Genomic DNA, 18,625 nt, shown 5'->3' with positions numbered 1-18,625 from the left:
TACGGCTCCTCATCTGCTCACTGCAGGACCGGGCGGTCGGCGGATTACGCCGCCGGCGCCTGCTGTCCCCGCCCTCGGAAGGAACCTCCCCGCGGGCCGCCACCGGCAACGTCGGCTGGAACCGTCACCACGGTTCCAGCCGACTACCCTCGATCGTCCTCGTCGGGTCAGTGGTCCGCGCAGCACGGTGTCGGGTCCGGTACCTCGAACGGGACCAGTGTCCCGCCCGCGGCCGGCATCGCGGCCAGGACCAGTCGCTCTTCGCGCCACTCCGGTCGTACGTGATCACGGGTGACGATCCGCTGGTCCGGGTCGGGCCCTTCGGGCGCCCCGAGGACGACGATCCGCTCGACCGCGGAGACGGCCAGCAGCCGGGCGACGGTCACCGTGCCGGTGAGGGCGTCGGCCCCGGCGTACCGGACGGCACGGCCCCCGCTGCGCGCGAGGTGCTCCGCGGCGGCGTGCGCGGCACCGGCGGCCAGCTCGTCCGGACCGTGCCGTTCGGCGCCGAGGGCGGCGCCGAACTCCCGTTCCGTGAGCGCCCGCCAGGCCGCACGGGCCACCCGCTCCGAGGGGGTGGAGAAGGACAGCGCGGTGTGCGGCCGCCCCTCCCGCACATGGTGCGTGCAGCCCACCACTCCGTCGTCCAGGCCGAGTTCGGCGGCGAGGTCGAGAAGGAGATGGTCGGCTGCCCGCAGGGTCCCGGACAGGCCGGTGTCGACCCCGACCACGTACCGTTCGGTCACGACGGCAGGATCCACACCGGGTTGGAGTAGAACCACAGGTCCTTCCACGGGTCCGCGTCGCCGACGACGTCCACGGCCGGGCCCGCCGGGTCGATCGCCGCGCCCATCAGACCGGTGGCGGAACGGTTGCCGTCGGTGCCGCGCAGCCGGACGTACACCGGGCGGTCGACCGCGCCGAGGGAGTACGACAGACGCACCACGCCCGTGGACTTGTTCACCTCGTACGACTGGACGACCTTCGCGGTCGGCGCGGTGAAGGTGTCCTTGTCGGCGACGGTGCCCGTGACATCGCCCTGGATGACATCCACGCGAGCCAACTTCGGTACAAAGCCTGCCCAGTTGGGTCCGTCGGCGAGCGCGATGTCGACCGTCAGCGTGACCTTCTGCCCCTTCTTGACGTGCAGCGCGCCGCCGAGGGTCGCCCAGCGGCTGCCGCCCGCCACCCGCGCGTCGAGGCCGCTGATGAGCTGCCCGTGGTCGACCCACACGCGTCCGGCGCGGATGCCGTCCATGACGGCGGCGTACGAGAAGCCGTCCGCGCCGACGTGGGTACGGCTGTACTGGCCGGGCCAGTAGTCGCCCTGGGTGAGGTCGACCTTGCCGCCGTAGACCGGGTCGGTGTGCTTGCCGTTGGCGAGGAAGTCGCTGTCCGGGCCGCCCCGTACGGCGGTGTCCGTGTACACCTGGTGGGAGTCGGAGTTGGCGGTGATCCACCAGGGCTTGCCCTCGGCGAGGAGGCTGTCCCACAGGCCGCCGACCGTGGCGGTCATCCAGTCGAAGCCGCCCCAGGTGCGGTAGCTCTCCAGCGGGTAGCCGGCGAACGAGCCCGCGCTCGGGCTGTTGTCGTACAGACCGCGCCCGCTGCCCATGCCGTACGCCTTCGGGATGCCGCCCGCCTGGTGGCCCGGCGCGCCCTCCATACCGACCGCGATCTGGTGGGACGCGGGCGTCGCGTCGCGCCAGGCCCGGATCTCGTGCGGAGAGTCGATGCCCTTGCGCGCGGGGTGGTTGGCCAGCATCAGGATGTCCTTGACGCGACGACGCTGGACCTGCTCGGAAAGGAAGTTGAGGCCCGCGACGGCGAGCGCCTCGTTGGCGGGGGTGGAGTCACCCGCCGCCTTCACACTGCCGTCGTACGAGGTCTCGAACTCCTTGAGGACCGCGACCTCGTTCCGGCCGGGGTGCACGAAGACCGTGCCGTGCTCGGCGCCCGGGATGTTCCACTCCAGGCCCTGGAAGACGAGCGTGTCCTCGTACTTCTCCCGGGCCTCCTTGATGTCCGGGTTGACCTTGTCGACACCGATCTTGGCATGCGTGTCGCTGCCGTGGTCGGTGATGACCATCCAGTCCAGACCGTGCCGGGCACCCTGCCGGACCTGGTCACCGACGCGGTACTTGCCGTCGCTGCTGTACTGGGTGTGGATGTGGTGGTCACCGGACAGCCAGAGGAACCCGTTCCGTCTGCGACCGCTCGTGGAGCTGGAGGCGTACGCCGGGGCGGTCGCCCCCTGCGCGAGAACACCACCGGCGGCGAGTCCCGCGCCGAGCAGTCCCGCGCGGCGCAGCATCGAGCGGCGCGACTGCTGCTCGGGGGTCAGGGCCTCGTCGGGCACGGAGACGTCGAAGGCGGCGGGCAGCACGTCGCCCTCGTGGCCGTGACTGTGATCGTGACCGTGATCGTGACTGTGCCCGTGGTGGTGATGCCCGTGCCCCATCGTTGCCTCCTGAGTTGTGCACCGCGCGTGCGAGCGTTCGCCACGAGGAGATTCGGTGCGGAACGTGAACGGGGGACGGCGGGCGCGTGTTCGGCGGGCGATGAGGGCGAGTCGACTCACCGCTCCCACCTCAACTACCTACCCAGCCCCACCAGTAGCTCCGCCCACACGACCTTGTAGGCCATCCCGATCCGGGGCACCACACCCCACCGCTCGGCCAGCGCGGCGACGATCACCAGCCCGCGCCCGCCTTCGTCGTCCGGCGCCCGCAGGAACGGCAGCCGCTCGGTCCGTCCGTCGGCCACCTCCACGCGGACGAGGCCGTCGCGCAGCACCAGCCGTACGCGGAAGCTGCGCCCGCGCACGTGCCCGTGCCGTACGGCGTTCGCGGCCAGCTCGGCCACGACGAGGACCACGCTCTCGCTCGCCTCGCTGTCGTAGGCGAAACCCCACACGTCCATCCGGTTCGCGACCAGCCGCCGCGCGAGCCGGGCGCCTCGCGGCGTGCAGCTGAAAAGTTGCGTGAACGTACGTACGGTGACCGGTTCTTGGGCCCGGGTGTCTCCTTGCATGGTTCAACGGTCCCGGGAATCGCAGGGGTCGACCAGCTACGCCACTCGTACGCCGCGTTCTGTAGGAGTTCACGCTATGGACAGTACGGGTCACCGTCCGTGACCATACCCGGCATGACCTACAGCACCACGAACGAGCCCGAACCGTCGGACAGTCTGAAGACGTTCGGCCTGGTTCACAAGGCCTGCCGCAAGCGGGCGGGGCTGACGCAGGAGGAGTTCGCTCCCCTGGTGGGGTACCAGCCGTGCACGGTGGCGTCGATCGAACAGGGGAGACGACTGCCGCCGCGGGGGTATGTGGAGCGGGCGGAGGAGGTGTTGGATGCGTTCGGTGTACTGAGGGCGGCGGCGAAGTACGCGACGCGGCAGCCGGGGTTGGCGTCGTGGTTTCGCGAGTGGGCGGAGCTGGAGGAGCAAGCGGTCACCCTGCACACATACGAATGCCGTGTCGTCCCGGGCCTGTTGCAGACCGATGCGTACGCCCGGGCGGTGATCTGGAGCGTGCCGCCGCTGCCTACCGAGGAACAGGTCGAGCATCGTGTGACCGCGCGGCTGGCCCGTCAGGAGTTACTCAGCGCGCGCAGCGAGCCCCCGACTGCGTTCAGCTTCATCATCGAGCAGGCCGTGCTGGAACGCCGCACTGGCGGGGACGACGTCACGCGGGAGTTGATCCACCATCTACTGGAGGTGAACAACCGCCACTGGAACGTCGAGTTGCAGCTGATGCCCCGCCAGCAGACAACGCACGCGGGCCTCGACGGCCCTGTACAGCTGCTGGAGACGCCGGAGAACGAGTGGTTCGCTTACTCGGAGGGCCAGCAGACCGGGGTTCTCATCTCCGACCGGAAAGACATCAGCTTGATCCAGCAGCGGTATGCCAAGATGCGCTCACAGGCTCTCACCCCCGAAGACACGGTGAGCCTGCTCCGGGACATGCGAGGAGCGCTATGAGCACCACGGAACTGGCCTGGTTCAAGAGCACCTACAGCGGCGACAGCTCTGGCGACTGCATCGAAGTGGCCCTCTCCTGGCGCAAGTCGACCTACAGCAGCGGCAGCCAGGGCGACTGCGTCGAGGTCGCCACCTGCCCCACCACCATCCACATCCGCGACTCCAAGAACACCTCCGGCCCTCAGCTCACCCTCTCCCCCACCACCTGGACCGAGTTCGTGGAGTTCGCCGCACACTGAGTCCACAGCGCGGCCCCCGCCCGCCGTCAGGTGTTGGCGCCGCGTGCCGCCACCCGCCACCGGTCCAGTTCCACTCCCCGGCGGGCGATCACCAGTTCCTCCGCGAGGTTCACCGGGGTGCAGACGTGGTTGGGGACGACGGCGAGTACCGAGCCGAGGCGGGGAGCGGGGACGCCCCGAGGGAGGCGGACCACGGCGTGGTGCTCCCAGAGGGCGGTGATCGTGGCTTCGGGGTACTGCGGGAGGTAACCGTGGCCGGTCACCCACGCGGAGCGGTCCGCGCCGAGGACCTTGCTGCCCGCGTCGAGGACGAAGCGGTCCGGGGCGGGGACACTGATGACCGTCGAGGCGGCCGCGAGGGCCAGGTCGTCGACACCGCAGCAGCCCATGGCCAGTTGCTGGGCGTCGTTGAAGACGTAGACGCCGGGACGGAGTTCGTCGACCGGGCCGGGGCGCCAGCGACCCGCCGTCGGAGTCGAGCCGCCGCTCAACACCCGGGGCTCCAGGCCCAGTTCGCGCAGAGCCTCCGCCGCCTCGGACAGGGCCTGCTCCTCGTCGCGGGCCGCCCGCTCCCGGGCCTCGGGGTCATGGCCGTATCCGTGTCCGGGGAAGGTGAACGCGCCGAGCACGCTCAGCCCGGCGTCCGACGCGGCGCGGGCCACCTGACCCGCGTCCGCGGCCGGCACCCCGGTCCGTGCCGTCCCGCAGTCCACCTCGACCAGCACCTCCACCGCACGGTCACTCCCCCGCACCGCGTCCCCCAGCCGCCGCGCCGCCTCCACCGAGTCGACGCCGACCCGTAGCGCGACCACGTCGGCCAGTCGGCGCAGGCGCCGCGCCCTGCTCTCGTCCGGCCAGAGCGGATAGGCGATGAACAGGTCGTCCACGCCCGCCGCCGCGAACGCCTCCGCCTCGCTCAGCGTCGCCACCGACAGCCCGCGCGCACCCGCCCGGAGCTGCCGCCCCGCGATCTCCGCGCACTTGTGGCTCTTGGCGTGCGGCCGGAGAGCGAAGCCGCCGGTCCTGGCGGCCTCTGCCATGCGGGCGATGTTGCGGTCCAGTACGTCGGCGTCCACGACCAGCGCGGGCGTGACGAGCCCTTCGGGCAGTTGCTCAAGCATCACTACGTCCTCCCCGCACCACTACGTCCTCCCCGGTCCGCCACAGCCTCTCACTCCCCACATGCCTGTGTATATTAGGTCTTTACCTAGGAGTCCTAGGCAATCAGGCGAGGCACATCAGACAAGCGAGTGCTCCAGAGGTGGTCCCCATGGCCCGTGCCGGGCTCACGGCCGACCGTGTCGTCGAGGCCGCGGCCGATCTCGCCGACGAGGTCGGGTTCGAGAACGTCACCCTGTCCGCGTTGGCGCGCCGGTTCGGGGTGAAGGACGCGAGCCTGTACTCGCACGTCAAGAACTTGCAGGATCTGCGGACGCGGGTCGCGCTGCTGGCCTCGGGCGAGATGATCGACGGGATCGCGATCGCGATCGCCGGACGGGCCGGCAAGGACGCGCTCGTCGCCTTCGCGGGCGCCTACCGGACGTACGCGCTCGCGCACCCCGGCCGCTACGCCGCCACGCACACCCCGGTCGACCCCGCCGTCGGCGCTGCGTCCGACGCGTTCCGGCGTACCGCCGAGATCACCTACGGCATGCTCCACGCGTACGGCCTGTCCGAGCCGGACCTCACCGACGCCGTACGGCTGTTGCGCAGCACCTTCCACGGTTTCTGCGCTCTGGAGGCGATCGGCGGCTTTCACGCCGCCAGGGACGTGCAGACCTCGTGGGAGCGAGCCCTCGACGGCCTGCACACGGCCCTGGAGCACTGGCCACGGAGCGAGCAGCAGACCGAAGAGAAGGAAGAAGACCATGCGTGACGGACACTACGACGTGTGCGGCAGCGGGCCCCTGCTGCTGGTCATTCCCGGCGGGGCCGGTCACCCCATGGGGCTGGACGGCGCCGTCGCGCGCCTTTCCGAGCGGTTCACCGTGGTGACGTACGACCCGCTCGGGCTGTCCCGCGGCCCGCTCGACGGGCCGGTCGAAGACCAGCGAGTGGAGGTGTGGAGCGACCGCGCCCACCAGCTGCTGGACTCCCTCCTCCCGGACGGCGAGTCCGCCTGCGTCTTCGGGAGCAGCTCCGGTGGGATCGTCGCCCTCGACCTGCTGGCCCGGTACCCGGAGCGGCTGCGGCGCGTGGTCGCGCACGAGCCGCCGAGCATCGGTGTGCTGCCGGACTCGGCCCGGCAGCACGCGATGATCACAGAGGTGTACGAGATCCACCGTACGGAGGGGGTGGCGGCGGCCACGGCCCGGCTCAGCGCCGGTCTGGAGGGCCGGAGTTGGGAGCCCGGTCCACGCCCCGCGTCTGCTGCCGCCGACGGCGGCGAGAACACACGGAGCACGCCGGACTCCCAAGGGGCGCAGAACACGCCCATGGACATCTTCCTCGGCCACGTCCTGCGCCCCTTCACCTCCCATGCCCTGGACCTGGACGCCCTGAAGGGTCTGTCCTCCCGGCTGACGCTCGGTGCCGGAAGCGACTCCCGGGGCCAACTCCCCTTCCGCACCGCCGCCTTGCTCGCCGAGCTCAGCGGCGGTGACTTCGTCGAGTTCCCCGGCGGTCACCTCGGAGTCCTCCAGCACCCCGTCACCTTCGCGGACCGGCTGACCGAGGCACTCCGAGTCGCCCGGCGGAGGGAGGGATCAACTAGGCGCCGCGAAAAGCTGTACTGAGTACTTTCCGCTGACGGCAACGCCGGTGTCCTTGAACGAGCAGTTGAGGATGTTCTCCTTGTGGCCCTTGGTGCTGTTCATCCAGCCGTCGACGACCTGCTTGGCGCTGGTGTCTCCCCAGGACATGTTCTCCGCTGACGGCCCCGCGTTGTAGCCGGCGTCCTTGATGCGCTGCTGGGGCGAGGAGCCGTCGGAGCCTGTGTGCGTTGTGATGTTGTTCTTGTCGGCGTCGTCCGCGAAGACCTTGGCGGCGTGGGTCAGCTGCGCGTTCTCGTGGAGCGCGGGGCAGTTGACCTTGGCGCGTTCGGCGTTTACCAGTTGCAGAATCTCGCCGGGCGAGGTCTGCGGGGCGCGCGGCACGGAAGCGGGCACGGTGGCCGTCGCCGCGGCGCCTGCGGCGGCCGCTCCGGAGAGCACCAGCAGAGGGGCCGCACACGCGGCAACGCAGACACGACGTATTCGATTGCTCTTGGTTCGCACGGGATTCCCTTTCGTCAGGGGCGGTCGGCAGCTCCCCGACATCGCGTGCGACGACATCGCGTGCGACGCGACGCGAGGAACGTGACGGCACCCTCCCCGCCCTTGGCCGTCACCAGCCCGCGGCCTCTTTCGCCGCTCGGGTGAGGGGCATGACAACGCCTCCTCGTACAACATCCACACTAAGCCCCACCACGCGGGCTCACGAGTCGGTTGGCCTGCGGGCGGATCACGAAGCCTGAGCAGGCCTAGGATGTGCGGTCGTGCGTGCTCAGTGCCTGTACCTCGTCGTACGTCGGCGCGGTGCCCCGCGGCGGGCGGCCGGAGCGGATGTCCGCCATCGCGTCCAGCGCCGCGCCCAGGGCCCGCCGGTAGAGGTACGAGCCCAGGCTGATCCTGCGTACGCCGAGGTCGGCGAGGTGGGAGACGGGCGGGCCCGCGGGTGAGTAGAGGATGTTCAGCGGTACGTCGAGGGTCTTGAGCAGGACGGTGACGCGGGCCGGGTCGGTCAGTCCGGGGACGAACACGCCGTCGGCGCCCGCCTGTTGGTAGGCGTCGAGACGGCTGACGGTCTCCCGCTCGTCCGCGCCGTCGCCGAGCCAGTGGGTGTCGGTGCGGGCGTTGACGAAGAGGTCCGGTACGGCTGCCTTGACCGCCGCGATCTTCGCCGCGTGCAGGTCGGCGGGGCCGAGGCCGTCCTCCAGGTTGATCCCCACCGCCCCGGCGGCAGCCAGTTCGCTCGCCAACTCCGCCACCTCGGACGGGTCCTGGGCGTATCCGTCCTCGGCGTCGACGGACAGCAGGTACGGGCCGGTGCCGAGCTGCCGCGCGAGCCGCACGGTCGGTTCCCGGGTCGCCGCGGCCCCGTCCGGCAGTCCGGCCGCCGCGGCGACACCGAGACTCGTCGTGCCGATCGCCGCGAAACCCTGAGCGGCAAGGAGCGCGGCCGAGGCGTGGTCCCAGGCGTTGGGCAGCAGGAGGGGCGCGTCGGCGTGGTGGAGCGCGGCGAAGGGAGTCGCGGTCATGTCGGCCTTCCACGTCATGTCGGCCTCCCGGGGAAGTCGCTCGTACCGGCAACGCTAAGCGCGCGATCCTTCGGCGCCCGCCGAACCGTATCCGTCCACCGCGCGCCGAGAAGCGCGGCAACCTTTCGCCGCGCGGCGGCGACCACCCGGCATGACCAACGCAAGACCCACCACATCGCACCGCCGCCGCCACGTGGCCCGTAAGCCGCTGGCGGCCGGACTCGGGGCCGTCGGTGTCCTGGCCGGTGCCTGGTACGCGACCGCCACGCCGACGACGACCACGACGGCCGCCGCCCCGCAACTCGCGGCCGTCACGAACACCACGGTGAACCTGGCCGCCAGGTTCCCGTACCTGTCCGCGGGATACAACAACGCCCGCGAGTGGACGCGCACCGCGACCGCCGTCGCCCCGAACGGCACCCTGCGCGTGGCCTGGCCCGCGTCCGACGGCGTCCACGTCACCCCGCTGACGGCGGCCGGGAAGCGCTCCGGCGCCGACACGGTCGTCAAGGGCGCCAAGGAGGTCGGCGGCCTGGTCGCGCACAACGACGGCTTCGCGCTGCTGACCCGCGTCTCCGACACCAACAAGTGGAAGGAGACGGCGGCGGCCCTCGTCCGCTACAAGAACGGCACCCAGGCCTTCCGTACGAAGCTCACGGGGACCGCCTCGCACGACACGGCCCCGCTGCTGGACGGCCAGCTCACCTGGAACGGCACCAAGTACGGCACGTACTTCGTCGTGCACGGCGCGGGCGGCTTCGCGGACGGCCACTTCGGCGACAAGCTGAGCTACGTCAGCGCCAAGGGCGCGAAACTGACGGGCGGCTGGAGCTGGGGGTGCAGCCACAACGAGGGCATCGCGCTGCACGCGGAGACGACGGGCGCGTTCACCTCCCTGTGCTTCGACGACTGGCGCTCGGGCCTGTTCGTCTCGACCGGCATCGGCGCCCCCGACAACGCGCCCGCCGTGCAGCGCGAGCAGTGCTGGGCGGGCTACTGCGGCGGCACGTTCGCGGGCCGTACCGGCGACCTGGTGAAGTCCTCGACGGGCCGGTACGCCACCGCCTTCGCCTCCCGGGGCGCCGCGTCCGCGGCCAAGAACCCGGCCGACGCGAGCGGGCGCGGCTGGACGGTGAAGCCGAAGACGTCGACCCACCAGGTGACGGTCGCCTTCCTCAAGAACCGCACCACCCCGGCGGGCAAGCCGGTCCGCCTCACCAGCGCCGCCGGCACCGAGAACGTCAACGTCCACATAGCCCCCTACGGCAAGGACCGGCTCCTCGTCTCCTGGGAGTCCCTGAAGAACGCCAAGTGCTCGGCCGGCACCTGCACGGGCACCTTCACCGGCACCCATCTGCGCCTGATCGACTGGAACGGCGCCCTCAAGACGCCGGACAAGGTCGTCCAGGCACGTATCTCCGGTGATATCGCGACCCTCAAGGACGGCTCCCTGACCTGGGCGTACGCCCCCGTCACCCCGTCCTACGCGAGCGCCCTCACCGGGGCTTCACCGACCACGACGACGCTGAAGGTCGCCCGTCTGAAGCCCTGAACCGGAAGCACGTCGAGGGGCCCGAGGGCCAGCTCACGCGCACGTCGTACTCCCCCTGCTCCTCCCCCTCCACGTCCACGGACACCGACTCCGTGAGGGGCAGGGGGTCCGGCTCTCCGGTGAGCCGGGCGAGGGCGACGAAGAGGGTGGCGGCGGGTCCCGTGACACCGGCGGAGTCCAACAGGTTGTGTGCGGGGAGGAGTTCGGCGTGCACGCCGTCGTCCTCCGGCCACCCTGTGACGCGTACCGGCGTCCCCGGTGCCGCTCCCGCCACCAGGTGGGCCCGCACCTCCACCGCTCCGCGCGCGACGACCAGGTTCACGACCCGCGCTCCCCCACCCCCCGTGTGCCGGGACGCCGCCCAGCCGTCCCCGGCGCCCAGCGGCTCGATGTCCGTCCGGCTCGGATCGTCACCGACGAGCACGCTGTTGTCGTACGACGCCGAGGGCGCGGTCGCGGTCGAGTACGCGAGCCGCGTGTAGTAGGGGTCGTAGCGGACGTCCTCGCTGCCGTGGTTGTGGAGTCGGACCAGGCCGTCCGACGTCGTGGTCTGGAGCAGCCAGTTGGGGGGTCCGACGGGGGTGACGGCGTCGGCGCGGTCGGTCGGGCCCGGCTCCTCCCGCGCCGTCCACACCTCGTGGTCCGGTGGGAGGAGCAGGCCGACGAAGGCCTTGCTCGCCCAGTAGGGGGAGGCCGGGCCCGAATAGCCCTGCAGGACCGTCTCGTCGGGGCCGTGCCAGCCGAGGGTGAGCAGGCCACGGTCGTCGACCGCGCCCCGGTCGAGGAAGTGGCGCAGGGCGCCGGACGCCAGGCGTCGGGTCTCGCCCGGAGACAGCGGCGTACGGCCGGTGAGGGCGCCGAGCCACAGCGGGGCGGTCGTCGCGAAGCGGTAGGTGAGGGAGCGGCCCTGGCGCATCGGGGCGCCGTCGCCGCCGAACAGCCGTGCGTAGTCGGTGAGATGGCGGGAGAGCCGGCCGCCGTACAGGTCGAGGAGCCGGGTGTCGTCCGCGAGCCACGCGTGCAGCACCGGATACAGGTGCATCGCCCAGCCGTTGTAGTAGTCGAAGGCGCGCCCGGGGCCGTCGGTGTACCAGCCGTCGCCGACGTACCACTCCTCGATCCGCTCCAGGCCCCGGTCGATCGCGGCCCGCGACGCCTCGGGCTCGTGGCCGATCTCCGCCAGGAAGCCGCCGACGGTCACCGGGAACAACTCCCAGTTGCAGGCCCAGGGTTCGGCCGTCAGCGCGTCGCCGAGCCAGGCCGCGGCCCGCTGTCGCACACCGTCGTCCAGGCGGTCCCACAGCAGCGGCCGGGTGAGCCGCAGGGCGAGGGCGATCGAGGCGGCCTCGACGAGGGGCTGGCTGCGGTCCTCGACGCGTGGCCAGACGCCGGCCGTACCGGCGGCGAGTCCGTCGGCGTACCGCTCCAGGGCCTTCTCGTCGCGGCGGAAGGCGGCCAGGAGCAGGGTGCGGGCGTAACCCTCCAGGCCGTCGGAGAGCCGGCCCGACCAGCTCGTGTGCGCACCGGGGAGGTGGTAGAGGGAGCCGTTCTCGGTCGCGTACGGGGCGACCGCGGCGAGCAGGGAGTCGGCCGCCGCCTCCCAGTGGGCGCGGGTGTAGCCGGTGTACGGGCTGAGGGTGCGGTCCTCGTCGGGCATCAGTGGCGCTCCGTGGTGGTGCGGCTCGGTCGGGTGGTACCTGGGGCGCCCCGGTTCCGGACGGGACGCCCCAGGAGTTCATCCCACCCTCACCTGGCGCTCGGGCACCAGATGCTGGGCGAGGAGTTCGTCGCGGACGAGGCCCGCGTAGACCGTGGCGCCGTGCACGGAGGTGTGTGTGTTGTCCCGCTTCTCGTTGTAGAGGTAGATCGCCTTGGAGCCCTCGACGCCCAGCGACTCCACGAGGGCCTTGGTCTTGGCCGTCAGGTCGATGAGGGGCACGTGCTCGGCGGCGGCGACCGAGCGGATGACAGCCGGGTGGTTCACGCCGAGGCCGTTGACCAGCAGCGCGGTGTCGTTGTTCAGGGTGCCGTCCGCGTTGAACCAGCGGCGGACGATGGGGGTGACCAGGACCGGGTCGCCGCCCCGCGCGCGGACCCCGGCGACCAGGGTCTCCAGGTTCGCGCGGTACGTCGGCTCATCGGTCGTCTTGTCGTTGTGCGCGAGCTGGATGAGGACCAGGTCGTGGCGCCGGATGAGCGGCTGGACGGTCGGGAAGAGCGCGGGGTTCTCGAGGTAGGTGACCGTGCTCTCCCCGGAGTCCGCGTAGTTGGCGACCGAGACGCCCTTGCGGAGGTACTGGGGCAGCTGCTGGCCCCAGCCGGTGTAGGGGTCGCCGGACTGGTCACAGACGGTGGAGTCGCCGACCAGGAAGATCTGACGGGTGCGCAGGGCGGCCGGGGTCACCCGGATGTCGGCCAGCGCGGGCGCGGAGCCGCCGAGGATCAGATCCAGGCCCGGGGTGCCGTCAGGGCCGGTCGGCTCACCCTCGGGGGTGCGGACGTTCACCGTGAAGCTGCGGGTCACGGGCTTCCCGGCCGCCGTGACGGTCTCGGGCAGCAGCGCGCGGCGCGTCTCACCGCTGACGCTCGTGCTCGCCGCGGCCTGCCCGCCGAGCCGTACGCGCACGTCGTACGTGCCGGGCGCGACGTCGAAGTGGCAGGCGGTCGCGGTGCAGTTCTCCAGGCCCAGGGCGCGGGGCCCTCCGTGCGCCTGCGCGGGCGTGACCGACAGCGCGGTGGCAGCGGCCAGCACGGCCACGCCTGGGATGAAACGTCTCATTGCGGCTCCTCCAACAGGACGACAAGACCTGGCGGCAGGACCGTACCGCTCTCCGTAAGCGCTTTCTAGTGTCCGGCGTGTTTTCACATGATTGCCAACTCCCAAGCAGCGAAAGCCCTTTCGCGAAATCGATTCAACTGTCAGTCTTCCGGACACCCGCACACCCCCACCTCCGAAGGAGGCACCCCCATGTCCGGATCCACCGACAGATCCCTCGGACGCCGCACCTTCGTCCTCGGTACGACCGCGGCGGCCGTGAGCGCGACGGCCCTCACCCCGACGGCCGCCGCCGCGAGCTTCGGTTACACGGACGACGGCTCGAACTACGTCGTCGACACCGGCGCGAACCTCGTCTTCAAGGTCAGCAAGACCAACGGCGACCTGACCTCGCTCGTCTACCGCGGCACCGAGTACCAGGGCTACGGCGGCAAGAACTCGCACGTCGAGTCCGGCCTCGGCACCTCCACCGTGACCATCACGCAGTCCGGTTCGACGATCCTCGTCTCCGTCGCGCACGGCACGCTTCTGCACTACTACGCGGCCCGCAGCGGCGAGAACAACGTCTATCTGTGGACCAACAAGGCCGACACGTCGGTCAGCGCCACCCGTTACATCGTGCGCGTCAAGGCGGGCCTGTTCCTCAACGACGAGCCGGACTCCTACACGTACGCGCCCACCACCATCGAGTCCGCGGACGTGTTCGCGAAGTCCGACGGTCAGACCCGCTCGAAGCACTACGCGAAGCTCCGGGTCATCGACTACAACTACCTCGGCTGGACCACCGGAAGCGCCGGTCTGTGGATCGTGCGCAGCAACCACGAGAAAGCCTCCGGCGGCCCGTTCTACCGCTCCCTGCTGCGGCACCAGAGCGCGGACGGCGGCGGGCTGTACGAGATCCTGTACTACGGCGAGAACCAGACGGAGTCGGAGCGCTTCGGCCTCCAGGGTCCGTACGTCATCGCCTTCACGGACGGCGGCGCGCCCTCCTCCGCGCTGTACGCGGGAAACCTCACCACCTCCTGGGCGGACTCGCTCGGCATCTCCGGGTACACGGCCGCGAGCGGCCGGGGCCGGGTCGCGGGCGTGGGCATCTCGGGGCGCGACACGGCGTACGCGTACACGGTCGGGCTCGCCAACTCGGCAGCGCAGTACTGGGGTTCGGCGCGTGCCTCGGACGGCTACTTCTCGATCGCGGGCGTGCTCCCGGGGTCGTACACCCTCACGGTCTTCAAGGGCGAACTCGCCGTGTACTCGTCGTCGGTGACGGTCACGGCGGGCGGGACCACGGCGCTGAACAGCATCGCGATCCCCACCTCCAACGACCCGTCCCACGCGAGCGCGATCTGGCGGATCGGCACCTGGGACGGCACGCCGAGCGGTTTCAAGAACGCGGACCTGATGACGTACGCGCATCCGTCGGACGTGCGGGCCGCGTCCTGGACCGGCAACGTGGTCATCGGCAGCGGCACCGAGACCTCGGCGTTCCCCTGCTATCTGTGGAAGGACGTCAACAGCGGCATCATCGTGTACTTCAAGCTGACCGCCGCCCAGGCCGCCGCCGCGCACACCCTGCGCATCGGCGTGACCACGGCCTACGCGAACGGCCGCCCGCAGATCGTGGTCAACGACACCTGGACCTCGGCCGTCCCCTCACCGCCCACCCAGCCGAGCACCCGGTCGCTGACCGTGGGCTCCTACCGGGGCAACAACTACACGTTCACCTACAGCGTTCCCGCGTCCGCCTGGCTGGCGGACACCAGTGCGTACAACACGCTGAAGATCTACGTGGCGAGCGGCTCGGGGTCGACCTCCTTCCTCAGCGCGGGCACCTCCATCGACGCCGTCGACCTACTGACCTGACGTCATGTTCCGCGCGTCCACTGCTGGTTGGTTCCTCCGTTGCAGGTGTACGTGATGATCGCGGCGGAGTTGGCGGTGGACGCGCCGGACACGTCCAGGCACTCGCCGCTCGCCCGGGCCTTGACGAGCACGTAGCTGCCGGACGTGGTCAGGCTCCACTGCTGGGCGGTGGCGCCGGTGCAGTTCTCCTGGGTGACACTGGCGGAGTTCTCCTGGAGGCACAGGGAGCTGCTCCGGCCCATGAGTTCGTAGTAGCCGGTGCCCAGGTCCTTGAACCACCACCTCTGGTTGGTGCCGCTGTTGCAGGTGTACTGGCTGATCGCGACGCCCTGCCACAGCGACTGGCTGGGAACGTCCGCGCACTTGGCGCTGGACCGGCCGACGAGGGTGTTGTACGTGGCGCTCGTCCCGGTGACCGTGCCGGCGGTGGTGTCGACCGAGACCTCCGGATACCAGGACATGGACATCGAGGTGGAGGTCGGGAAGGTCAACGGCAGCCAGACGTAACGCGAGTCGTTGACGGTGCCGCCGAAGGAGTTGCCCCACCGGTCGCCCATGTACAGGTACGAGGTACCCGAAGTCCCCTGGACCGGAAGGACGTACGCGGTCTGCGAGTTGTAGGTCGTCGAGTCGCCGACGTTGGTCATCGCGGTCCAGGGGCCGGCGAGGCTGGTCGCGGTGGCGTACTGCTGCTGGTTGGCGTTCCAGCCCGTGGCCGCCGAGGTCAGCATGAAGTAGACGCCGCCCCGCTTGAACAGCGCCGGTGCCTCGCGGTGGCCGCCCACCCACGGGTTGGCGACCAGGCTGTCGATGCCCGTGTAGTCGGCGGTGAGCTTGTATATCTGCAGGTCGTAGTTCTCGCGGGCCGCCGACACCATGTAGCCGGTGCCGTCCGTGTCGACGAAGGTCGTGATGTCACGGGACATGTACTGGCCGAGCGGCTGGAAGCTGCCCTGGTAGGTGTAGTTCCCGTCGACCGTGTCCGAGACGGCGACGGCGGCGCGCGCCTGGCTGTAGTCGACGCCGTTCTCCTTGTGCATCCACATGACGAACTTGCCGGTGGACGCGTTGTAGATGACCTTCGGCCGCTCGATGTAGGCGGTGCCCAGCTCGGAGGCGCTGGACTGGGTCAGTACGTGATTGCGGAACTCCCAGTTCTTCAGGTCGGTGGAGCGGTAGGCGTCCACGTACTTGAAGGTGTTGTCGGCGTTGCGGTCCTCGCCGAACCAGTAGTAGTAGCCGCCGACCTTGATCACCCCGCCGCCGTGCGCGTGCACGGCGTTGCCCGAAGTGTCAGTGAACTGGGTGCCGTTGGTGAGGGTCTGGGCCGCCGCCTGGGCCGGTCCTGCGGTCGCCAGTGCCGCGGCGAACGCACAGCACAGGGCGACAAGGATTGCGTACACACGTCTCATCGGACGCCTCTCGGAGGGGGGTCGAGATTTCGTACGGCATCTGTCATTACGAACGCCGAAAAGGTAAGGGTGTGTTACGGGAAGGTCAACGGGTCGCGCGTGACAAAGATGGACGCGAGATTTCTGTTATCGCCGCCGTCCGCGTACGTCTCCGATGACGTGCGCAGCCATACCCACAAGACAGCAGCCGTCGCCGGGGCCCTCGCCACGGTCGCCCTCACACTCGGCGCCCCCACCGCCGCGGCCGCCGGCGGGCGTGACGCCACCGCCGACGTCCTCGCGGACCGGGACGTCACGCTCACCGGCGACACGGTGGTCACCGTGCCGTCCGGCACGACGACGTACGACGGGGTGTTCCGTGGCCGGGGCACCCTCACCGTGCGCGGCGGCGGCACGCTGATCCTCGCCAAGGACAGCGACTTCACGCTCCCGGCGGCCCGGCAGCGGCAGAAGGTGACCACCCAGGGCGGCAACCACCCGTACACCACCGTGAGCAACCCCGACCCGCCCGCGATCACCGTCGAGCGGGGTGCCACCCTCCAGTACGGCACCGGCGGCGGCACCGGTCTGATCGGCCACTTCCCCTACAACACGCCCGGCTACCGGCTGAACCAGCTCAACGTGCGCGTCGACGGCACCCTGCGCCTCTCCCTCACCCGCACCTTCAACATCGGCACCATCAGCGGCTCGGGCCTGGTCACCCAGCCGCGCACCATGTGGGGCACCCTCGACCTGGCGGGCACCCACCCCTTCTCCGGAGTGATCGACAACGGCACCGGCATGGCAGTGGGCCGCCCCGAGTACCCGGTGGCACTCCCGAACGCCCGCGCCATTCTCAACCAGGGCTCCTGGATCATCGACACCCCGCTGCACCAGACGATCACCCTGCGCCAGAACTTCTACCAGCGCGCGTACGGCAGCGACGTCAACGTCCACTCGCGGCCCGGCAGCAAGGTCGTGCTCACCGGCCAGTACGGCTACAGCGACCAGGGCGGCGACACCGACCCGTCGTTGAGCGACCCGGGCATCAACTGGCGTTCCATTCCTCATCAGTTGAACAAGCGCGGTACCAATATCGAGGGTGCGGACGTCCAGTGGGGCGACGGAACCACCCACAAGATCTTCATGCCGGGGACGAAGGACACCGTCTACGTCAATCTGCACAGGGCGAGCGGCGTCCGGTCCCGGCTGACCTTCGCCTACGACGGTCCCGTCACCCTGGGCGCGCCCATCGGCGGCGGCCGGTACCACGACACACTCGCCGCGCCCGGCGCCGGGGACGTCGTGATCAAGGGGACGCCCGGCAACGACGTGACCTTCGCGGCACAGCAGTACTACGACGGGTCGACGACCATCGAGAAGGGCGCCGTGCTGCGGCTGGGCTCGGGCGCGCGGGGCGGTGACGGCTCGCTGCTGACCGGCACCGAGCGCAGGCGGATCGTCGACGACGGCACGCTGATCGTCCGCAACACCTCAACTCCCCTGTCGCTGTCCCGTGTCGACGGCGTCGGCGGGCTCACCCAGTCGGGCGCCGCGACGACGACCCTGACGGGCGGCGAGGTGTCGTACACGGGCCCGACGACGGTCACCAGGGGCACGCTCGCCCTGGCCTCCGGCGCCACACTCGCGCACAGCAAGGCGATCCGGCTCACCTCGGCCGGTGCGCGGCTGGACGTGCGGACGGCGGGACTTCGGGTGTCCACGTCCCTCAGCGGCAAGGGCACGGTACGGGGCACGGTCGTCAACGACGGCGAGGTCGCGGGCGCCCTCACGGTGACCGGCGACTACACGCAGGGCGCGAAGGGCACGCTGGTCCTGCGCGACAAGCCCCTGAAGGTGACGGGCGCGGTCCGGCTGGCCGGGGACCTCGACCTGTCGGCCGCCGGGACCGGCCCCGCCCGCGAGATCAGGGTGCTCGACCACACCGGCCGGGCGAGGACGACCGGCGCCTTCTCCGGCCTGCGCGAGGGCGCCACGGTCGCGCTCGCCGACACCACGTACCGGATCAGCTATCGCGGGGGCGACGGCAACGACGTCACCCTGAAGGCCGTACCGAAGCACCGCACCGCGGCCCCGTCCCCCGCCCCGTCCGGCGCTGCGTCCGTGCGGAACTCCACCGCCGTCGGCGAGAGCGAGAACGCGAACGCGTGGTGGCCGCTGCTGCTCGCACCGCTGCTGGCCGCGCTCGCCGTGCCGGTGGTCCGGCGGGGGCGGTCACGGCGACGAGGCGGACGACGGCACGCTGCCTCCCGGTGAGTCATGGGCGGACGACGGTCACCCCGCGCTCCGCGAGTTCCGTCAGGTCCCGGACGGTGTCGGGGGCCGTCGGACGCATCCCGGGCGCCGCCGGTGTCCTTGCCCCGGGTGAGCACCTTCAGGACGACGGAGCGATCACCGACCGTGACACGCCACACGCCGTCGGTGACACCGTTCTTGAGGTGGTGGACGAGGGGTTCGAAGACGGCCCGGTCCGCCGGGGCCCCGAGGATCTCCCGCACTTCGGCGCGGAGGATCTCACCCCCTTCGGCGTCGAGTTGATCGACTTCACGCATGCCCCCAGGC

16 protein-coding genes are annotated in these 18,625 nt (G+C 70.7%); 7 read left to right on the top strand and 9 right to left on the bottom strand.

The annotated features are described in order from the left end of the window. Window positions 1-167 precede the first annotated feature (167 nt). From ACIRA5_RS49550 to ACIRA5_RS49540, 3 genes are all read right to left on the bottom strand, one after another. Entirely contained in the window at window positions 168-746 is a 579-nt protein-coding gene (locus ACIRA5_RS49550; protein WP_403704088.1) for a hypothetical protein, read from the bottom strand. Further along, window positions 743-2,461 carry a PHP domain-containing protein gene (locus ACIRA5_RS49545; protein ID WP_403704085.1) on the bottom strand — a complete coding sequence of 573 codons (1,719 nt, stop codon included), beginning with the start codon at window positions 2,459-2,461 and terminating at the stop codon, window positions 743-745. Before ACIRA5_RS49545 ends, ACIRA5_RS49550 begins: the two co-directional genes overlap by 4 nt. Before the next feature lie 134 nt (window positions 2,462-2,595). Continuing rightward, window positions 2,596-3,033, bottom strand: a complete 438-nt coding sequence (locus ACIRA5_RS49540) for an ATP-binding protein (RefSeq protein WP_403704081.1) — start codon at window positions 3,031-3,033, stop codon at window positions 2,596-2,598. 114 nt (window positions 3,034-3,147) lie between these two features. On the opposite strand from ACIRA5_RS49540, the gene ACIRA5_RS49535 reads away from it, so the two are divergent. Both ACIRA5_RS49535 and ACIRA5_RS49530 read left to right on the top strand, forming a co-directional pair. Beyond that, a complete protein-coding gene (locus ACIRA5_RS49535) occupies window positions 3,148-3,984 on the top strand; it encodes a Scr1 family TA system antitoxin-like transcriptional regulator (RefSeq protein WP_403704079.1) in 837 nt (278 codons plus the stop codon). Further along, window positions 3,981-4,223, top strand: a complete 243-nt coding sequence (locus ACIRA5_RS49530) for a DUF397 domain-containing protein (protein WP_403704076.1) — start codon at window positions 3,981-3,983, stop codon at window positions 4,221-4,223. The genes ACIRA5_RS49535 and ACIRA5_RS49530 overlap by 4 nt, the downstream gene beginning before the upstream one ends. Window positions 4,224-4,249: 26 nt before the next feature. Here the strand turns inward: ACIRA5_RS49530 and ACIRA5_RS49525 are convergent, their stop codons facing one another. Further along, window positions 4,250-5,344 carry an alanine racemase gene (locus ACIRA5_RS49525; protein ID WP_403704074.1) on the bottom strand — a complete coding sequence of 365 codons (1,095 nt, stop codon included), beginning with the start codon at window positions 5,342-5,344 and terminating at the stop codon, window positions 4,250-4,252. A gap of 149 nt (window positions 5,345-5,493) precedes the next feature. Here ACIRA5_RS49525 and ACIRA5_RS49520 point away from each other — a divergent pair, with 149 nt between their 5' ends. Together ACIRA5_RS49520 and ACIRA5_RS49515 are read left to right on the top strand one after the other, a co-directional pair. Next, window positions 5,494-6,099 (top strand): TetR/AcrR family transcriptional regulator, encoded by a 606-nt coding sequence (locus ACIRA5_RS49520; protein WP_403704071.1) that lies wholly within the window; start codon window positions 5,494-5,496, stop codon window positions 6,097-6,099. Beyond that, entirely contained in the window at window positions 6,092-6,958 is an 867-nt protein-coding gene (locus tag ACIRA5_RS49515; RefSeq protein WP_403704068.1) for an alpha/beta hydrolase, read from the top strand. Before ACIRA5_RS49520 ends, ACIRA5_RS49515 begins: the two co-directional genes overlap by 8 nt. Here the strand turns inward: ACIRA5_RS49515 and ACIRA5_RS49510 are convergent. After that, window positions 6,929-7,438, bottom strand: coding sequence for a CAP domain-containing protein (locus tag ACIRA5_RS49510; protein WP_403704065.1), 510 nt, complete (start codon window positions 7,436-7,438; stop codon window positions 6,929-6,931). The two genes, ACIRA5_RS49515 and ACIRA5_RS49510, sit on opposite strands and share 30 nt — an antisense overlap. A 245-nt stretch (window positions 7,439-7,683) precedes the next feature. After that, the gene (locus tag ACIRA5_RS49505; protein WP_403704135.1) at window positions 7,684-8,460 is read right to left on the bottom strand and encodes an isocitrate lyase/phosphoenolpyruvate mutase family protein; all 777 of its coding nucleotides are present in this window, start codon (window positions 8,458-8,460) and stop codon (window positions 7,684-7,686) included. A gap of 151 nt (window positions 8,461-8,611) precedes the next feature. On the opposite strand from ACIRA5_RS49505, the gene ACIRA5_RS49500 reads away from it, so the two are divergent. Further along, window positions 8,612-10,012 (top strand): hypothetical protein, encoded by a 1,401-nt coding sequence (locus tag ACIRA5_RS49500; RefSeq protein WP_403704062.1) that lies wholly within the window; start codon window positions 8,612-8,614, stop codon window positions 10,010-10,012. Here the strand turns inward: ACIRA5_RS49500 and ACIRA5_RS49495 are convergent. Together ACIRA5_RS49495 and ACIRA5_RS49490 are read right to left on the bottom strand one after the other, a co-directional pair. Beyond that, complete coding sequence (locus ACIRA5_RS49495; protein ID WP_403704059.1) at window positions 9,957-11,669, bottom strand: DUF2264 domain-containing protein; 1,713 nt, start codon at window positions 11,667-11,669, stop codon at window positions 9,957-9,959. The genes ACIRA5_RS49500 and ACIRA5_RS49495 overlap by 56 nt on opposite strands. A 78-nt stretch (window positions 11,670-11,747) precedes the next feature. Beyond that, window positions 11,748-12,791 (bottom strand): rhamnogalacturonan acetylesterase, encoded by a 1,044-nt coding sequence (locus ACIRA5_RS49490; RefSeq protein ID WP_403704056.1) that lies wholly within the window; start codon window positions 12,789-12,791, stop codon window positions 11,748-11,750. A 189-nt stretch (window positions 12,792-12,980) separates the two neighbouring features. Here ACIRA5_RS49490 and ACIRA5_RS49485 point away from each other — a divergent pair, with 189 nt between their 5' ends. After that, a complete protein-coding gene (locus ACIRA5_RS49485) occupies window positions 12,981-14,651 on the top strand; it encodes a rhamnogalacturonan lyase B N-terminal domain-containing protein (protein ID WP_403704053.1) in 1,671 nt (556 codons plus the stop codon). A gap of 2 nt (window positions 14,652-14,653) precedes the next feature. Here the strand turns inward: ACIRA5_RS49485 and ACIRA5_RS49480 are convergent, their stop codons facing one another. Continuing rightward, complete coding sequence (locus ACIRA5_RS49480; protein ID WP_403704050.1) at window positions 14,654-16,063, bottom strand: RICIN domain-containing protein; 1,410 nt, start codon at window positions 16,061-16,063, stop codon at window positions 14,654-14,656. Window positions 16,064-16,222: 159 nt separating this feature from the next. Between ACIRA5_RS49480 and ACIRA5_RS49475 the strand changes: the two genes are divergently transcribed. Further along, the gene (locus ACIRA5_RS49475) at window positions 16,223-18,319 is read left to right on the top strand and encodes an autotransporter (RefSeq protein WP_403704132.1); all 2,097 of its coding nucleotides are present in this window, start codon (window positions 16,223-16,225) and stop codon (window positions 18,317-18,319) included. Window positions 18,320-18,625: the final 306 nt, after the last annotated feature.

The sequence above is a fragment of the Streptomyces sp. NPDC096311 genome, from assembly GCF_044763085.1.
Classification (GTDB): Bacteria; Actinomycetota; Actinomycetes; order Streptomycetales; family Streptomycetaceae; genus Streptomyces.
This window is presented reverse-complemented; position numbering and strand designations above follow the sequence as displayed.